Source organism: Rhodococcus sp. USK13 (assembly GCF_018343855.1).
GTDB lineage: Bacteria > Actinomycetota > Actinomycetes > Mycobacteriales > Mycobacteriaceae > Rhodococcus_F > Rhodococcus_F oxybenzonivorans.
The window spans coordinates 5,956,893-5,972,225 of record NZ_CP069242.1; the positions used below are offsets into that span (position 1 = coordinate 5,956,893).

Here is a 15,333-nt window from a genome sequence, read left to right on the forward strand (position 1 = left end):
TCGGGTACTCACAGATTGCCGCGCGCCGCCTGCTCCCGCTCGATGGACTCGAACAGCGCCCGGAAGTTTCCCGCGCCGAAACCGAGGGATCCGTGCCGCTCGATCAGTTCGAAGAACATGGTGGGCCGGTCGCCCAGCGGCCTGGTGAAGATCTGGAGCAGATAGCCGTCCTCGTCTCGGTCGACGAGGATTCCGCGTTTGTGCAATTCCTCCACCGGCACTCGGACCTTGCCGATACGGGAGCGAAGCTCTGGATCCTCGTAGTACGCATCGGGGGTACTCAGAAATTCGACACCCTCCGCTCGCAGAGCGTCGACGGCCGCGAGGATGTCGCCTGTCGCCAGTGCGAGGTGCTGGCATCCCGGCCCACCATAGAACTCGAGATACTCGTCGATCTGCGACTTCTTCTTGCCGACGGCCGGCTCGTTGAGCGGGAATTTCACGCGGTGGTTTCCATTGGCGACCACTTTCGACATCAGCGCCGAGTACTCCGTGGCGATGTCGTCACCAACGAATTCGGCCATGTTCGTGAATCCCATGACCCGGTTGTAGAAGCGGACCCAATGGTCCATCCGGCCCATCTCGACGTTGCCCACCGCATGATCGAGCGCCTCGAACAACCGCCTCGGCCTACCCGGCCTCGGCACGAAAGCGCTACTGCGCGAAACGTATCCCGGCAGGTACGGGCCGTCGTACCGGCTGCGGTCGACGATGGTGTGCCGAGTGTCACCGTAGGTGGCGATCGCCGCCAGCCGGACGGTACCGAACTCGTCGGCGACGTCGTGCGGCTCTTCCAGGATCGTGGCGCCCTGCGAGCGCGCGTGGGCGATGCACCGGTCGACGTCCAGCACCTCCATCGCGAGATCCGTGACGCCGTCGCCGTGCGTCCGGTGATGATCAGCGAGAGAGCTTTTCGGGTCCACCGCACCGTGGAGCACGAATCGCGCCGAACCCGACTCGAGCACGAACGACTTGTGCGTGCGCTGACCGGTCTCGGGGCCGGCGTACGCGACGAGTGCCATCCCCCAGGTCGACACGTAGTACTGCATGCTCTGTGTCGCATTGCCGCACACGAACACCACGGCGTCCAAGGCGACCACGGGAAAGGGATCCGAGGCGTCGTCGTGTTCGACGAGGCCGACCAGTTGCCGGAGCCCGGCGGTGTCGAGCCGGGCGGCCACTTCACGCGGAGTCAGTCGAATGTCGGCAGTAGTCATGCAAGAACTGTGATTCAGATCACTGCCATGCGCAACTGTGCGATTTTAGGATGGTCAATGTGTACACAATGTTGGACACTATCCGCTTTTCATCGTACAAGGTGACCAAGGGATGACGATGGCTCTCGACCGGCTCGACGCCGCACTCCTCGATCTTCTCCATGACGAACCGAAGGTCGGGGTCCTCGAGGCCTCCCGCCGACTCGGGGTGGCGCGTGGCACAGTCCAGGCGCGGATCGACCGCCTCGAACGCTCCGGGGTGATTACCGGCTCGGCGCCGACCCTCGATCCCGAGGCCCTGGGTTTTCCGGTCATCGCATTCGCCACCCTCGAGATCGCCCAGGGCACCGGACACGCCGCCGTGGTCGAGCATCTGACCGCCATCCCCGAAGTGTTGGAAGCGCATACGATCACGGGCGCCGGTGACGTCCTGGTGCGGGTGGTGGCGCGCACGAATGCCGATCTGCAACGTGTGATCAATTCGATCGTCGACGGCCGCAACGTCTTACGCTCGTCCACCGTGATCGCTACGCAGACCCAGATCGCACTACGCCATCAGCAACTCGTCCGGGCGGCGGCCAACGGTTCCGCCACCCGGTAGAACTCGGCCGCGTTCCCGACGACACCGAGTCCGGGCGCCCGTCTCGTGTAGTCGGACACGGTGAACTCCGGCGGCAGATAGCCGTCGTTCGGGACGAGTGGGAAGCGGGGATCCACGACGTGCAGATGTGCGTCGAAAACCCGTCGTCCGCCCGTGCCGTCGTTGCCGGTACTCACACCCGCAACTGTAGGGCTCCCGCTAGGGTCGACTCATGGCCACCACAGCTGACCACCTGAGAAGCACACTCGACGGGCGCTGGAGGGAAGTACGCGAGCGCGTGCGGGCGGAATTGTCCGCGACGCCCGATTTCGCTCCGCACTACACCCCCGATCTGGAAGAGGCGCGAGCCAAGACGCTCGAGCAGATGCGTCTACTCGCAGGCAACGGCTACGCAGCCGACGGGTTCAGGAAGGACCACGGCGGAACCGGGGACGCCGGGGCCGCGGTGACGAGCATCGAAATGCTGGCGATGTCCGACCTGTCGCTGATGGTCAAGGCGGGCGTGCAGTGGGGACTTTTCGGCGGAGCCATCGAAAATCTGGGCACCGCTCGCCACCACGAGGCATACGTCAAGCCTCTCATCGACCTGGACCTGCTGGGTTGCTTCGCGATGACGGAGACCGGCCACGGCAGCGATGTCCAGGCACTCGAGACCACCGCCACCTACGACGCGGCCACCGGTGAATTCGTCGTCCACTCCCCCACGCCGTCGTCCCGCAAGGACTACATCGGCGGGGCCGCACAACACGCGACGATGGCGGCCGTCTTCGCGCAATTGGTGACGCAGGGTGAACACCACGGCGTGCACTGTTTCCTCGTCCCGATTCGCGACGAGGACGGCAACGACCTTCCGGGCGTTCACACCTCCGACTGCGGCTACAAGGGTGGGCTCCCCGGAGTCGACAACGGCCGCATCACCTTTGATCAGGTGCGCATTCCGCGGGTGAATCTGCTCAACAGGTACGCCGACGTCGCGGAGGACGGCACCTATTCCTCGCCGATCGACAACGCCAATCGCCGCTTCTTCACGATGGTGGGAACTCTCGTGCGGGGACGCGTCACCGTCGGTGGATCAGCCGGCGCCGCGGCCCGCGTCGCACTGTCGATCGCGACCCGATACGCGTTGCAGCGCCGCCAGTTCAGTGCGCCGCAGAGCGAAGACGAAGTGCTGCTCATGGACTACCTCGTGCACCAGCGACGGCTCTTCCCGTTGATCGCGCGGTCCTACGCGCTGCAGTTCGCGCAGAACGAGCTGGTATCGAAGATGCATGACCTCCAGAGCATCGAGGATGCCGATCCGCAGGAGCAGCGCGAACTCGAGGGTCGGGCGGCCGGCCTCAAGGCAGCGAACACCTGGCACGCCACCCGCGCCATCCAGGAAGCCCGGGAAGCGTGCGGCGGCGCCGGGTACATGGCGGAGAACCGGCTGACGGCTCTCAAGGCGGACACCGACGTGTTCACTACTTTCGAGGGCGACAACCACGTGCTGACCCAGCTGGTTGCCAAGGAACTGCTCACGTCCTACGCCGACGAGGTCCGCGGGATGAGTCCCGTCGAGTGGATGCGTTTCGCCGCTACGACCGTGTCGGACGTCGTCAAGACCCGCACAGCGGCGCAGCAGATCATTCAGACCATCCTCGACACGCGTCAGGACAACGAAGAGGACGGCAGCCTCTTCAACCGCGGGACACAGCTCACCATGTTCGAGGACCGCGAGCAGTACCTGCTCTCGACCGCGGCTCGCCGGCTCCAGGGTGCGCAGAAGCGTGAGGAGAACCCGTTCGACGCGTTCAACTTCGTCCAGGATCACGTGATGCACGCCGCGCAGGCGCATATCGACCGGGTGGTGCTCGAAGCATTCGTCGCCGGTATCGACGAGTGTCAGGACGAGGAAGCACGCAACCTTCTGAGCGACGTCTGCGACCTTTACGCGCTCAGCATCATCGAGGAAGACAAGGCGTGGTTCATGGAACACCGCCACCTGTCGGTCGAGCGGTCCAAAGCGGTGCAGCGGGGAATCAACGACCGTTGCCGCAAGCTGCGCCCCCACGCGGCGACGCTCGTCGAGGGACTGGGAGTGCCGGAGGCGCTACTCGGCTCCGCGATGATCGACGGGCCGGGAACCGACGCGATCCGCAAGACTCAGATCTTCCGGTGACGTCGACGGCTCGGCGGGGTGACCCGTCGGGCCGGCAACCCGCCTGCGGACCGCGTCGATCACGAGCAGGCCCGCAACGGTGACGAGGGCGGCGGCGGCGGCGATCCACGAACCCGAGTACTCGGTTCCCTGGTAGGACGGGGCGCCCGGTGCGACCGGACCGAAATCGGAGGTAACTCGTGCCGAGGTCCAGCACCACACCGCCAGAATTGATACGACGACGGCCGAGGCGATCTCCGCCGCCGACCCCATGGCGCGTCGATTCACTGTTCGGCCCCTCCGTCGGCCTTTGCGAGCAGTGACTCGAGCTGCGCCCGCAGCCCCTCGTCGTCCTTCGCCCATGCTTGCACCAGTGCGCCGCCCCGCAGTCGAAGCCCGATACCCGATCGTCGCCGGGGCACCGCGGACAGCTCACCGAGCGTCCGGGCCGTCTCCCAGGGCTGGGGTGTGTACGTCTCGGTGTCCGGCGGAGGCAGGATCTTCACGATCTCGCTGATCGGTAGTTCCTCGGTGCCCTGCCGCAGCAGAGTAGGTGTGAGTTCCACGCTCGCGTGCCGGCGGGCGGCAACTACCTGCACGTAGAGGAACCCGCTGAGGAGGGCGGCGAACAACGGCAGGGCGAACCAGTGCACCACCGGACCTGTCAGAAGTTCGATTACCAACGCGACAGTGCAGAACACCGGGCCGAATGCCACCAACCGCCAGCGCGCGCCGGGCTCACTGAACAAAATCTCCTCAGCCACGGACCGCCCGGCTTCTTGCGGTCGCGCGGTGGTCCACGCCCGGCGGGATCACCTCAGGAAACGGCACCGGGAATGACGACGAGCAGCAAGGTCAGCAGTACGAAGGCCACGATAATGGCGAACATCAGTGCTTCCCTGCGTGACCCGTGTGCCCGATCTTCAGCGCGCATGTAGAAAAGCCCTTCGGTAGAAGAAGTCTGCCGTGTGCTGTTGTGACGTACTTCACGGTACATCTTTATGTTTCACGATCAAACTCGAGCTACGACGCGGGCAGCTTCGAGAAATAACTGTTCGAGTCTTTCCGGTGCATCAGCACGACGGCACCCACCGCCACCACAGCCTGCAGGATCTGCACACCTCCGACGGCGAGCGCGATACTACTGCCGTCCGATCCGATTCCGAACAGCACCGGCACCGTCCAGACCACCATCGTGACGCTCACGACCGTCAGCAAGGTTCTCGCCCAGTTCCTGCCCTTCCGCATGAAATGGACGAAAAGGACGAACAGGCCCGTCAGGAGCACAATGACGACACCAGTGACGGCTATACCTACGTAGAAGAGCATCTCCACGTTCTCCCGCGTCATCGCGACCTCGCCGGATTTCACGCTGGGATTGGTCATCAGTTCGTCGACGAAGGTCGACTTCTCACGAACGACCAGGACCATCGCCGCCACCGCCTGGATCACACCGAGCACGGCCACCACCCACAGCAGCTGCGCCGCCGTGCCCACATCGACCGGTGCGGGGCGCTCGGGCTTCGGCTGCGGCGCGGGCGGCGGATAGGCCCCGTACGGGTTCGGGCCCTGCGGCGGTGCCTGTTGTGGCGGAATCTGGTGTTGCGCCGTCTGATGTGGCGGTGTCTGGTGTGGCGGGGTGTGCGGCCACTGCGAAGTCATGGCACCACCGTATCCGCCACCGGACGCCGCGCCGCATTCATCCCAGCCAGCCCGCCGCTTCGGTGGCCCAGTAGGTGAGAACGATGTCGGCGCCCGCCCGCCGGATGCTCGTCAACGATTCGAGGATGGCGGCGTCCCGATCGATCCAGCCGTTCTGCGCAGCCGCCGTGATCATCGAGTACTCACCCGAAATCTGGTATGCCGCAACAGGAACCGGCGACTTGTCCGCCACTTCGCGCAGAATGTCCAGATACGACATCGCCGGTTTCACCATGACGAGGTCGGCACCTTCCTCGATATCGAGATCCACTTCGCGCAGCGACTCCCGCCGATTGGCCGAGTCCTGCTGATACGTTCTCCGGTCACCCTGCAGGGACGAGCCCACAGCCTCACGGAACGGCCCATAGAAAGCGGAGGCGTATTTCGCGGAGTACGCCAGCTGACCGACTTCGGTGTGACCCGCGGCGTCCAGCGCCTTCCGGATGGCGGCAACCTGACCGTCCATCATCCCGCTCGGACCGAGCAGGTGGGCACCGGCATCGGCCTGTGAAACGGCCATGTCCACATACCTGAGCAGCGTCCGATCGTTGTCGACCGCGCCGCTGTCGTCGAGCACCCCACAGTGACCGTGCTCCGTGAATTCGTCCAGGCACGTGTCCGCCATGATGACGGTCGCGTCACCGAGTTCCTCTGCAAGGGAGCGCAACCCACGGTTCAAGATGCCGTCCGGATCGCTGGCGCCGGAACCCTCGGCGTCCTTGTCGTCGGGACGCGGCACGCCGAACAACATCAGCCCACCGACACCCGCCTCCACAGCCTCGATGGCCGCCGACCGCAGCGAGGCGAGCGTGTGCTGGAAGACACCGGGCATCGACGAAATCTCCCGCGGCTCGTCGATGCCGTCCGCCACGAACATCGGCAACACCAGATGTCGTGGCTCGAGCGAAGTCTCGGCGACGAGTCTGCGCAACGCCGGAGTGCGGCGCAATCGCCGCGGCCGGTGGGTCGGAAACACGGAAGGGCCCTCCTTCGTCGGGCCTGTGAGTGGTTGACGAGTGCCTGGACTCCTCAACCACTCACAGGCGCGTAGCGCCTATCGCCGGGCGCGGGACTTCTTGCGCGGCGGGGGCAGTGCACCCTCGGCGCGCAGTCGCGCGGCGTGCTCGGCGAGAGCCTCCACCAGCGGGCCGACCTGAGCGGTCTCCGGCTGTACGTCCACGCGAAGTCCGAACTCCACTGCGGTTTCCGCGGTCTTAGGACCGATGCAGGCCACGAGGGTCCGTGCATGCGGCTTTCCCGCGATACCGACGAGATTGCGGACCGTCGACGACGAGGTGAAGCAGACCGCGTCGAACCCACCGGTCTTGATCATCTCGCGGGTCTCGGCCGGCGGCGGCGCAGCCCGGACGGTGCGGTAGGCGGTGACATCGTCGATTTCCCAGCCGCGTTCACGCAAACCCTCGGCGAGTGTTTCGGTGGCAATGTCGGCGCGGGGCAACAGAACCCGGTTGACCGGATCGAACACGTCGTCGTACGGAGCGAACTCGGCCAGCAGACCCTCGCTCGACTGCTCACCGGACGGCACGAGTTCGGGGTTGATCCCGAACGACCGGACCTTGGCGGCCGTGGCCTCGCCGATGCAGGCGATCTTGACGCCGGAGAACGCGCGGGCGTCGAGCCCGAACTCCTCGAACTTCTCCCACACCGCACGCACCGCGTTGGTGGAGGTGAACACCACCCACTGGTAGCGGCCGTCGACCAGGCCCTTGACGGAACGTTCCATCTGGGCGGGACTGCGGGGCGGCTCCACGGCGATGGTCGGCACCTCGATCGGGATGGCGCCGTGGGTGACCAGGCGGTCGCTCATCTCCCCGGCCTGATCCTTCGTGCGGGGCACGAGGACCTTCCAGCCGTACAGGGCACGCGATTCCCACCACGACATCTTGCTGCGCTGGGCCACCACCTTGCCGACCGTCACCACGAGGGAGCCGACCAGTTCGGAACCGGCCTCGTTGAGGGTGGCGAGGGTGGCCTCGACGGTGCGCTGCTGCCGGGTGGTGCCGCGAACGGTGATCGCGGCCGGGGTCTGCGGAGCAAGACCGTGTTCGACGAGCGCGCTCGCCGTCTCGGCCAGGTGCCCCGACGTGGCGTGCAGCACCAGCGGTCCGGGCGCCGCGGCCAGCGCCGCCCAATCGACCTCACCGCGGACGTCGGCCTCGGTGTGTCCCGAGCCCAGCGCCATGCCTGCGTACGACGGCACAGCGGACGCGGCAGGGAGTCCGGGCAGGACCTCGAACTGCACCTGAGTGCGCGCCACTGCCGCGACCTCGGCGATCACCGAATCGGTGGTCAGCGGGTCACCGGACACGAGGCGGACGACGTCGTGGCCGTTGCGGGCCTCGTGCACGAGGGTCTTCGCGACCTCGGCCGGTTCACCGAGAGCCGGGCGGACCTCGGCGAGCGGCTCACCGGTTTCCGCGTCGACGCCCAGGTCGGTGCCGACCAGGACGGTGACGCCCTTGTCGACGTCGGGGTCGGTGAAGGCCAGCGTCGCTGCGGCAAGGACGTCCCGTGCGTGCACAGTGAGCAGGGCCGGATCGCCCGGTCCGGATCCCACGAACAGGATCCGTCCGGGGGTGTTCTTTCGGACTCGGCTCATCGGTAATTCTCCAGTGCGATCATGTGTCGAGATGGGTACAGGGGGCGGGCCGGCCGATCGGTCGGCCTTCGCACATCAAACATCGGCATCACCGGCCTCGGTGACGTTCATCAGCTCGCGCGCCCCGAGTTCGAGGAGTTCCCGTGCGACCGAGCGGCCGAGTTCTTCGGCGTTGTCCGGGGAGCCCACTGCCCCCGTGCGTATGACGTCCGAACCGTCGATGGCTGCTGCACAACCCCGGACGGAGAGTTCGTCGAAGCTGCGGCCGTCGTCGTCGAGTGATTCGACGACTTCCGCGATTGCCCCGACCGGTGCGGTGCACCCGGCCTCGAGTTCGGCGAGGAGAGCACGTTCCGCGGTGACGGCGGCGCGGCTGTTCGGGTCGTCGAGCTCGGCCAGGATCGATACGAGCGCGGTGTTGCCGGACAGGCATTCCACGGCCAACGCACCCTGGGCAGGTGCAGGCAGCATCTGGACGGGTTCGAGGGACTCGGTGATCAGGTCCAGTCGGCCGATACGCGCCAACCCCGCCCGCGCCAGGATGACGGCATCGAGCTCGCCCGACTCCACCTTGCCGAGCCGACGCTGCAGGTTGCCGCGCAGGGGGCGGATGTCGAGACCGAGGCCGAGTGCCCGCAGTTGCGAGGTGCGGCGCGGCGCCGACGTACCGACCTTCGACCCGACCGGAAGTTCACCGAGAACGAGTCCGTCGCGGGCGACCAGCGCATCACGCGGGTCCTCGCGCGGCGGAATCGCGGCAATGGTGAACCGTTCGTCCCGGGCGGTCGGCAGATCTTTGTACGAGTGAACGGCCACGTCGACGCGGCCGTCGACCAGCGCTTCCCGAAGTTCCGCGGTGAAGACACCGACCCCGATCTTCTCCACCGACTCCATGGACTGATCGCCCTTGGTCTTGATGATGACGAGTTCGGCTTCGTGTCCGGCGGAGATCAGTGCGTCGCGCACGGTGCCGGCCTGGGTGGTGGCGAGTTCGCTTCCGCGGGTACCGATCCGCAGGGTGCGGGTGCCGACGGCGCTCATGCCTGCGGTTCCTTCCCTTGATTGTCGCCCGCGACGAAACGGCGCAGACGGGGGTCCTGACCCGCGATGAATCCGTCGGTGATGTCGATGGCACCGAGGTCGGTCGGCTTTGCCACCGCCTCCACGGATCCGGGGCTCAGCTCGAACAGTTCGCGTAGCGCGGCAGCGTACGAGTCGCCACCCGGCGCCGACGCGAGCTGTTTCACCCGCACGGTAGGAGCGTGCAGCAGCTTGTCGACCACTCGGCGGACGGTGCGTGCCACCTCGTCGCGCTCGGGGTCGTCGAGCCCGGGGAGCCGGGAATCGAGCCTCAGCAACTCGGCTTCGACGACGTCCGCGGCGCGCTGACGCAGGGCGGTGACGGTCGGCGTCACCTCGGCCAGCCGCTGGCCGGCGAGATACTGGGCGAGCTCACTCGCCACGATGGCCCGGGCGGCATCGGCGTCCGATGCGGCGGCCCCTGCGGCGGGGTCGCGCTGCAGCGACTCCATGTCCAGCACGGTGACCCCGGGCAGTCCCGAGACCGCGTGCTCGACGTCGCGGGGCAGACCGAGGTCGCAGATGACGAGTGGACGTTCGGGGTCGCGGTCGGGCTGAGCCAGCGCACGGTGCGTATCCGCGAGTGTGACGACGGCACCGACCGCGCCGGTACAGGTCACGAGCACATCCGCCTGCGCCATCGCAGTGGGCAGGTGACCGAGCTCGAACGCCTCCGCTTCGACACCGCCCGACCGGGCCGTGTCGGCCAGGTGCTCCGCCCGCTCCGCGGTGCGGTTGACGACGAGTATCCGGCCGATGCCCGCACGGGTGAGGTATGCGACCGAGAGCCCGCCCATCGAGCCGGCGCCGACGACCACCGCGGTCCGGCCACTGAGCCCACCGGCGCCGATGACGCCGGCGGCGCGGTCGAGGGCCACCGAGACGACCGACGCGCCCGCCGAGTCGATTCCTGTCTCCGCGTGAACCCGCTTGCCGACGCGTAACGCCTGCTGGGCGAGCTCGTGCAACGTGCGTCCGGCGGCCTGCTGGGCGTCCGAGGACGCGTAGGCGGTCCGAATCTGACCGAGAATCTGCTGTTCGCCGATCACCATCGAATCGAGTCCGCTGGCCACCGCGAACAGGTGCTCCGCGGCCGCCTCGCTGTACCGCACATAGGCGTGGCGGTGCAGGTCGGTGAGGTCGAGCCCGGAATGATCCGCCAGAAGTTCACCGACCTCGGTGAGCGCACCGTGGAACGCGTCGACGACGGCGTAGATCTCCACCCGGTTGCAGGTCGAGACGATCATCGCTTCCGAGATGTGCGTCGACGCCAGAAGCTTGTCCGTCAGCTTCGGTCGATCGGTCTCGGTGACAGCAACCCGCTCGAGAACCGGCACGGGAGCCGTCCGGTGCGAGACCCCGACAAGCAGAACACTCACGGCGCGATCACTGATCCGTTTCTTGGTGCGGTGGACGGGACAGCCGAATGTCCGATGCGCACGCGCGGGGCCGTGGGTACGACGTCCGCGGCCCGAGCGCCAGGAGCCGACTCGGTGTTGCGTGCGCTGTTGAACGAGAGGACCTGCATCTCGACCGCAAGGTCGACGCGGCGCATCTCGACGTGGTCCGGGACGTCGAGTGCGGTCGGCGAGAAGCTGAGGATGCACCGCAGCCCGGCGCCGACGAGGCGGTCGCATACGTCCTGCGCGGCCTCGTCCGGAGTCGAGATGACGCCGATGGTGGCTTCGAGTTCGGCGCAGGCCTGTTCGAGTTCGTCGACGTGGCGCACCACGAGGTCGCCTACCGGGGTGCCGACACGAGCCGGGTCGCTGTCGAACAGACCCACCATCGAAAATCCGCGGCGTCCGAAACCGCCGTAACCCGCGAGGGCCTGGCCGAGGTTTCCGACACCGACGAGGACGACCTTGTGCCCGCGGTCCAGACCGAGTGCTCGTTCGATGCGTGCCCGCAGCCGCGTCACGTCGTAGCCGACCCCCCGCACCCCGTTGGGGCCGAGGAAAGACAGGTCCTTGCGGAGCTTGGCCGAACCCACACCGGAAGCGGCGGCGAGTTCCTCACTCGAGACGATGATCGTGCCGCGGTCCGCCAGCATTCCGAGGACCCGCAGGTACGTCGCCAGCCGCGTGACCGTAGCCTGGGGGATGTCCCGCGATTCGGGGAGCGGCGATCCGGGGGCTGGTGACTCGACGGCGGACGGACCGACTGCGCCCGTGACGCCATGGGCCACAGACCCATGCGTCTGGTGCGTTTCGGTCACGTCGTTGGCTCCTCGTCCGATCGGCATTCGCTGCCGTTCTCCACGATGCTCCGGGGAATTGTTCACACCACGGTAACTGCTTGTGAACCCATGCACAAAGTCGCTGCGACTGCGCGACATGCACTCCTACCTGCACAGCATCCGAAGTTCGCAGTTTTAGGGTCGCCTTACTTGCGTAAATCCGATCGGAGGCGCTCTTCATCGACCTCCCAGTAACTGTGCTCACGTCCGTCGAGCAGGACGACCGGCAATCGGTCACCGAATTCGGCCCGCAGTTCCGGGTCCGTGGAAGCCGCCTCGTCGACGTCTATGCACGTCAGTTCCAGCCCGAACTCCTCGCACAGAATCAGCAACTGCTCGCGTGCCGGCGTGCACGCCCCGCAGCCCGCCCGCGTGAGAAGCGTCACCTCGTGTTCGCTGGTACTCATGTCGGATACTTTCCTTTCGCCACCTCTGCGGGACTCACTGTGCCGTTTCCGGGACCGGTAACGCCACCCGGCTCGGAGATGAACGTCACACGATTCGGTGCACGCCGCCATCCGCCCGCCCAGGATCGGAACCGCGGGATAGGCTGCGTCCAGAGGCTTCAGCGATAGGGGAGGTGCGAGTGCCTGCGCGATCACTACCGAACGGCTCGGGTTTCGGTTCAGGACTGGCGGGGATGATCCTTCCGGGCCGTCGGCAGTTCAGGAATCCGCTGGGCCCGAGCGAGGCCGAGGTACGTGCAAACGTTGCGGGCGAGGCCAGCGCCGATGCCGCGCTGGCCCTCCACGAAGCAGGCACAGAAACCGAAGAGCCCCAGGTTCCCCTGGACCTGACCGCCGCGGCCTTCTTCGACGTCGACAATACGATGGTCCAGGGTGCGTCGATCATCCACTTCGCCCGCGGATTAGCCGCTAGGAAGTACTTGAAGTCCGCCGACCTCCTGGACTTCGCGTGGAAGCAGATCAAGTTCCGCGTGACCGGCAAGGAGAGCAGCGTCGACGTCGCCTCCGGCCGGGAGAAGGCCCTCTCATTCGTGGCCGGTCGGTCCACCGCCGAACTCGCCCGGCTCGGCGAGGAGATCTACGACGAGGTGATCGCCGACAAGATCTGGGCAGGCACCCGGGCACTCGCGCAGATGCATCTCGACGCCGGACAACAGGTGTGGCTGGTGACGGCCACTCCCGTGGAACTGGCCCAGGTGATCGCGAAGCGGCTGGGCCTGACCGGGGCCCTCGGCACCGTCGCCGAAAGCGAGGACGGCGTGTTCACCGGACGTCTGGTCGGCGACATCCTGCACGGCCTCGGCAAGGCCCACGCGGTGCGCGCGCTGGCCGTCCGCGAGGGCCTCAACCTCAAACGCTGCACCGCCTACTCGGACAGCCACAACGACGTGCCCATGCTCTCGCTCGTCGGCACGGCCGTCGCCATCAACCCGGACACCGACCTGCGCGAGCTGGCCAAGAACCGGGGGTGGGAGATCCGGGACTTCCGCACCGGCCGCAAGGCCGCCAAGATCGGCGTGCCCACCGCGTTGCTGCTCGGCGCGGCAGGCGGCGCGCTAGCGGCCGTGGTCGCCCGCCGCCGCGAGCACGCGGTCTGACCGGTCACTGCGCCGGTTTCGACCCCGGCTACGACGTGTCGGTGTCAGCCCAGGAAGACGTTGCGCCTCTTCGCGAGGAGCCGGTAGAGCGTCTGCTGGATGGTCTCGCGAACGTGGTCGGTGACCTCGAACAGCTCCATGGGGTCGTCGGCGGCCGACGCGTCGTAGGTATCGGTGACGATGGGCTTGCCGAACTCGATGTACCACTTGGACGGCAGGGGAACCAGCCCGAGCGGCCCGAAATGCGGAAACAGTGGTGTCACCGGGAAGTAGGGCATGCCGAGTAGGCGGGCGAGCGTTCCGAGGTCACCGATCTTCGGATAGATCTCCTCGGAACCGACGATCGAGCACGGGATGATCGGTGCCCCGGTCCGCATGGCGGCGGACACGAAACCACCGCGACCAAATCTCTGCAGCTTGTAGCGCTCACTGAACGGTTTGCCGATCCCTTTGAAACCTTCGGGGAACACGGCCGCGACCTGACCGGTTTGGAGCAGGCGAACAGCGTCGGGGTTGCACGCCAGGGTGTGCCCGGCCTTACGGGCGAGGTCACCGACCACAGGCATCTCGAACGCAATATCGGCCGCCAGCATGCGCAGCGGCCGATGAGCGGGGTGGTGGTCGTGCACGGCGACCGAGGTCATCAGGCCGTCGAGGGGAAGGACACCGGCATGATTGGCCACCACCAGGGCGCCACCGGTCGACGGAATGTTCTCCAGACCACTGACCTCGACGCGGAACCACTTGTCGAACAGGGGCCGCAGAATCGGCAGCCACACGTTCTCGGCGAAGTGCGGGTCGTAACCGAAGTCGTCGACGTGATAGTCGCCCGACAGGCGTCGGCGCACAAACTCCGCGGTGTTGACGATCTGATCGGCAAGGACCCGTCGGACGGCGTCGACCGCCGACGATCCGGTGTCGGGCTGGGGATCCGGCGGGCTGATCACGGCCGGTGGGGGCATTGCGGACGGATGTCGGCTCTCGCTCTGCTCGCGCCTCGAATTTCCCAGTGCAGCCCCGCGCGCGGTTGATGCACCGTGCAACGGAATGACCTTCGCCACTTCGTTCACCTCTCCCCTTTCGCCGTACCGGTCAGAGCGAGTAGTGCGTTCTCTGCTGCGTCGATCCATTCGTTCTTGATGATGGCGGTGACCCCCGCGGCGCGCGCGAAGTCGTCGAGCGCCTGCATCGTGGTCCACCGTGGCTCGAAGGATAGTTCGGTTCGCATGCGCGTGGTGTCCAGTCCGCAACCGAAGTGGAAGTACTCGAGCTGCTCGTTGGAATACGACCGCATGACCGGCCCCATCAGCGCACGGCCGACATTGCGGAACAGGCTGAACGGCATCGGCACCTCGACACGTCCGGCCCGGCGGATCGCCTGCGACAACATGACGACGCCGTCGCCTGCCACATTGAACGTTCCGGCAGGACCCGACACGGTTGCGCGTTCCAGAGCCGCGAGGGCGTCCTCTTCGTGAAGTACCTGCAGGCGTGCGTCACGGCCCAGGATGGTCGGTACCAGCGGCGATGTCAGGTACCGCGCGACCGTCGCGTTGAGGCGAGGACCGACCAGCGGGGCGAGGCGCAGGATGGACACCGCGATGTCGGGACGCCGGCGTCCCATGCCGCGCAGGTAGCCCTCGATTTCGATGCAGTCCCGTGCGTAGGCGCCGCCGGGGCGGCGGCGCGCGCTCATCTCCTCGGTGAACTTCGCCGGGTCCTGCGCCGTGCTGCCGTAGACGACGGACGCCGAGCGCAGTACCACCTTCCGCACCGTGGGCGCCTTCTGGCAGACCGCGAACAATTGCATGGCGCCGATCACGTTCATGTCTTTCATCGCCGCCCGGCTGCCCGCTTTCGGCGGTCGGGCCAGAGTGGAGGCATGCACTACCGTGTCGACCCCGGCGTTGCGGATCACCTTGCCGATCAGCGGATTGCGGATGTCGGCGCGCACGAACTCGGCGCGGCCCATTCGCCGCAGCATGTCTTTGCTCGGCGACACCGCGTCCACCGCGATGACCCGCTCGATATCCGGGTTCTGTGCCAGCCTGGTGACGAGGTATCCCCCGAGGAACCGGCTCGCGCCGGTGACCAGCGCGACGCGCGGCGGCGCCGTACGCTCAGAGCTGCCATCGTCACTCACAACCACTAGAACCCCCGATCACGTAGCGAGT

The 15,333-nt window shown here is 66.8% G+C and carries 16 protein-coding genes; 3 read left to right on the top strand and 13 right to left on the bottom strand.

The features are described 5' to 3' along the window. Positions 1-8: 8 nt before the first annotated feature. Positions 9-1,217 carry a 4-hydroxyphenylpyruvate dioxygenase gene (gene hppD / locus JQT59_RS29925; RefSeq protein ID WP_213573102.1) on the bottom strand — a complete coding sequence of 403 codons (1,209 nt, stop codon included), beginning with the start codon at positions 1,215-1,217 and terminating at the stop codon, positions 9-11. Positions 1,218-1,335: 118 nt separating this feature from the next. On the opposite strand from hppD, the gene JQT59_RS29930 reads away from it, so the two are divergent. Continuing rightward, positions 1,336-1,818 (top strand): Lrp/AsnC family transcriptional regulator, encoded by a 483-nt coding sequence (locus JQT59_RS29930; RefSeq protein ID WP_213578218.1) that lies wholly within the window; start codon positions 1,336-1,338, stop codon positions 1,816-1,818. Here the strand turns inward: JQT59_RS29930 and JQT59_RS29935 are convergent. Then, positions 1,773-1,994 (bottom strand): hypothetical protein, encoded by a 222-nt coding sequence (locus JQT59_RS29935; protein ID WP_213578372.1) that lies wholly within the window; start codon positions 1,992-1,994, stop codon positions 1,773-1,775. The two genes, JQT59_RS29930 and JQT59_RS29935, sit on opposite strands and share 46 nt — an antisense overlap. 35 nt (positions 1,995-2,029) lie before the next feature. On the opposite strand from JQT59_RS29935, the gene JQT59_RS29940 reads away from it, so the two are divergent. After that, positions 2,030-3,976 (top strand): acyl-CoA dehydrogenase family protein, encoded by a 1,947-nt coding sequence (locus JQT59_RS29940; protein ID WP_213573103.1) that lies wholly within the window; start codon positions 2,030-2,032, stop codon positions 3,974-3,976. Here JQT59_RS29940 and JQT59_RS29945 read toward each other — a convergent pair. The 9 genes from JQT59_RS29945 to JQT59_RS29985 all read right to left on the bottom strand — a co-directional run bounded on the left by JQT59_RS29945 (position 3,908) and on the right by JQT59_RS29985 (position 12,002). After that, entirely contained in the window at positions 3,908-4,243 is a 336-nt protein-coding gene (locus tag JQT59_RS29945; protein ID WP_213573104.1) for a hypothetical protein, read from the bottom strand. The two genes, JQT59_RS29940 and JQT59_RS29945, sit on opposite strands and share 69 nt — an antisense overlap. Beyond that, entirely contained in the window at positions 4,240-4,719 is a 480-nt protein-coding gene (gene mce1N, locus JQT59_RS29950; protein WP_213573105.1) for a transport-regulating membrane protein Mce1N, read from the bottom strand. Before mce1N ends, JQT59_RS29945 begins: the two co-directional genes overlap by 4 nt. 259 nt (positions 4,720-4,978) lie before the next feature. Continuing rightward, positions 4,979-5,617, bottom strand: coding sequence for a hypothetical protein (locus tag JQT59_RS29955; protein WP_213573106.1), 639 nt, complete (start codon positions 5,615-5,617; stop codon positions 4,979-4,981). A 37-nt stretch (positions 5,618-5,654) separates the two neighbouring features. Beyond that, positions 5,655-6,632 carry a porphobilinogen synthase gene (hemB, locus tag JQT59_RS29960; protein ID WP_213573107.1) on the bottom strand — a complete coding sequence of 326 codons (978 nt, stop codon included), beginning with the start codon at positions 6,630-6,632 and terminating at the stop codon, positions 5,655-5,657. A 78-nt stretch (positions 6,633-6,710) separates the two neighbouring features. Continuing rightward, positions 6,711-8,276 (bottom strand): bifunctional uroporphyrinogen-III C-methyltransferase/uroporphyrinogen-III synthase, encoded by a 1,566-nt coding sequence (locus JQT59_RS29965; RefSeq protein ID WP_109327853.1) that lies wholly within the window; start codon positions 8,274-8,276, stop codon positions 6,711-6,713. 75 nt (positions 8,277-8,351) lie between these two features. Next, entirely contained in the window at positions 8,352-9,317 is a 966-nt protein-coding gene (hemC, locus tag JQT59_RS29970; RefSeq protein ID WP_109327851.1) for a hydroxymethylbilane synthase, read from the bottom strand. Further along, a complete protein-coding gene (locus JQT59_RS29975; protein ID WP_213573108.1) occupies positions 9,314-10,735 on the bottom strand; it encodes a glutamyl-tRNA reductase in 1,422 nt (473 codons plus the stop codon). Before JQT59_RS29975 ends, hemC begins: the two co-directional genes overlap by 4 nt. Further along, positions 10,732-11,601 carry a redox-sensing transcriptional repressor Rex gene (locus JQT59_RS29980; RefSeq protein ID WP_213573109.1) on the bottom strand — a complete coding sequence of 290 codons (870 nt, stop codon included), beginning with the start codon at positions 11,599-11,601 and terminating at the stop codon, positions 10,732-10,734. Before JQT59_RS29980 ends, JQT59_RS29975 begins: the two co-directional genes overlap by 4 nt. 140 nt (positions 11,602-11,741) lie before the next feature. After that, positions 11,742-12,002, bottom strand: a complete 261-nt coding sequence (locus tag JQT59_RS29985) for a glutaredoxin family protein (protein WP_159920287.1) — start codon at positions 12,000-12,002, stop codon at positions 11,742-11,744. Positions 12,003-12,181: 179 nt separating this feature from the next. On the opposite strand from JQT59_RS29985, the gene JQT59_RS29990 reads away from it, so the two are divergent. Continuing rightward, complete coding sequence (locus JQT59_RS29990; protein ID WP_213573110.1) at positions 12,182-13,159, top strand: HAD family hydrolase; 978 nt, start codon at positions 12,182-12,184, stop codon at positions 13,157-13,159. 44 nt (positions 13,160-13,203) lie between these two features. Here the strand turns inward: JQT59_RS29990 and JQT59_RS29995 are convergent, their stop codons facing one another. Continuing rightward, on the bottom strand, positions 13,204-14,229 hold the full coding sequence (locus JQT59_RS29995) for a lysophospholipid acyltransferase family protein (RefSeq protein WP_213573111.1): 1,026 nt from the start codon (positions 14,227-14,229) through the stop codon (positions 13,204-13,206). Then, positions 14,226-15,302, bottom strand: a complete 1,077-nt coding sequence (locus JQT59_RS30000; RefSeq protein WP_201453527.1) for an NAD-dependent epimerase/dehydratase family protein — start codon at positions 15,300-15,302, stop codon at positions 14,226-14,228. The genes JQT59_RS29995 and JQT59_RS30000 overlap by 4 nt, the downstream gene beginning before the upstream one ends. Positions 15,303-15,333 lie beyond the last annotated feature (31 nt).

What these genes read in the sequence shown, in the direction of transcription:
- JQT59_RS29955 (WP_213573106.1), bottom strand. Translation starts at nt 5,617, where the DNA reads ATGACTTCGCAGTGGCCGCACACCCCGCCACACCAGACACCGCCACAT.
- hemC (WP_109327851.1), bottom strand. Translation starts at nt 9,317, where the DNA reads ATGAGCGCCGTCGGCACCCGCACCCTGCGGATCGGTACCCGCGGAAGC.
- JQT59_RS29930 (WP_213578218.1), top strand. Translation starts at nt 1,336, where the DNA reads ATGGCTCTCGACCGGCTCGACGCCGCACTCCTCGATCTTCTCCATGAC.
- JQT59_RS29940 (WP_213573103.1), top strand. Translation starts at nt 2,030, where the DNA reads ATGGCCACCACAGCTGACCACCTGAGAAGCACACTCGACGGGCGCTGG.
- hppD (WP_213573102.1), bottom strand. Translation starts at nt 1,217, where the DNA reads ATGACTACTGCCGACATTCGACTGACTCCGCGTGAAGTGGCCGCCCGG.
- JQT59_RS29985 (WP_159920287.1), bottom strand. Translation starts at nt 12,002, where the DNA reads ATGAGTACCAGCGAACACGAGGTGACGCTTCTCACGCGGGCGGGCTGC.
- JQT59_RS29965 (WP_109327853.1), bottom strand. Translation starts at nt 8,276, where the DNA reads ATGAGCCGAGTCCGAAAGAACACCCCCGGACGGATCCTGTTCGTGGGA.
- JQT59_RS29980 (WP_213573109.1), bottom strand. Translation starts at nt 11,601, where the DNA reads ATGCCGATCGGACGAGGAGCCAACGACGTGACCGAAACGCACCAGACG.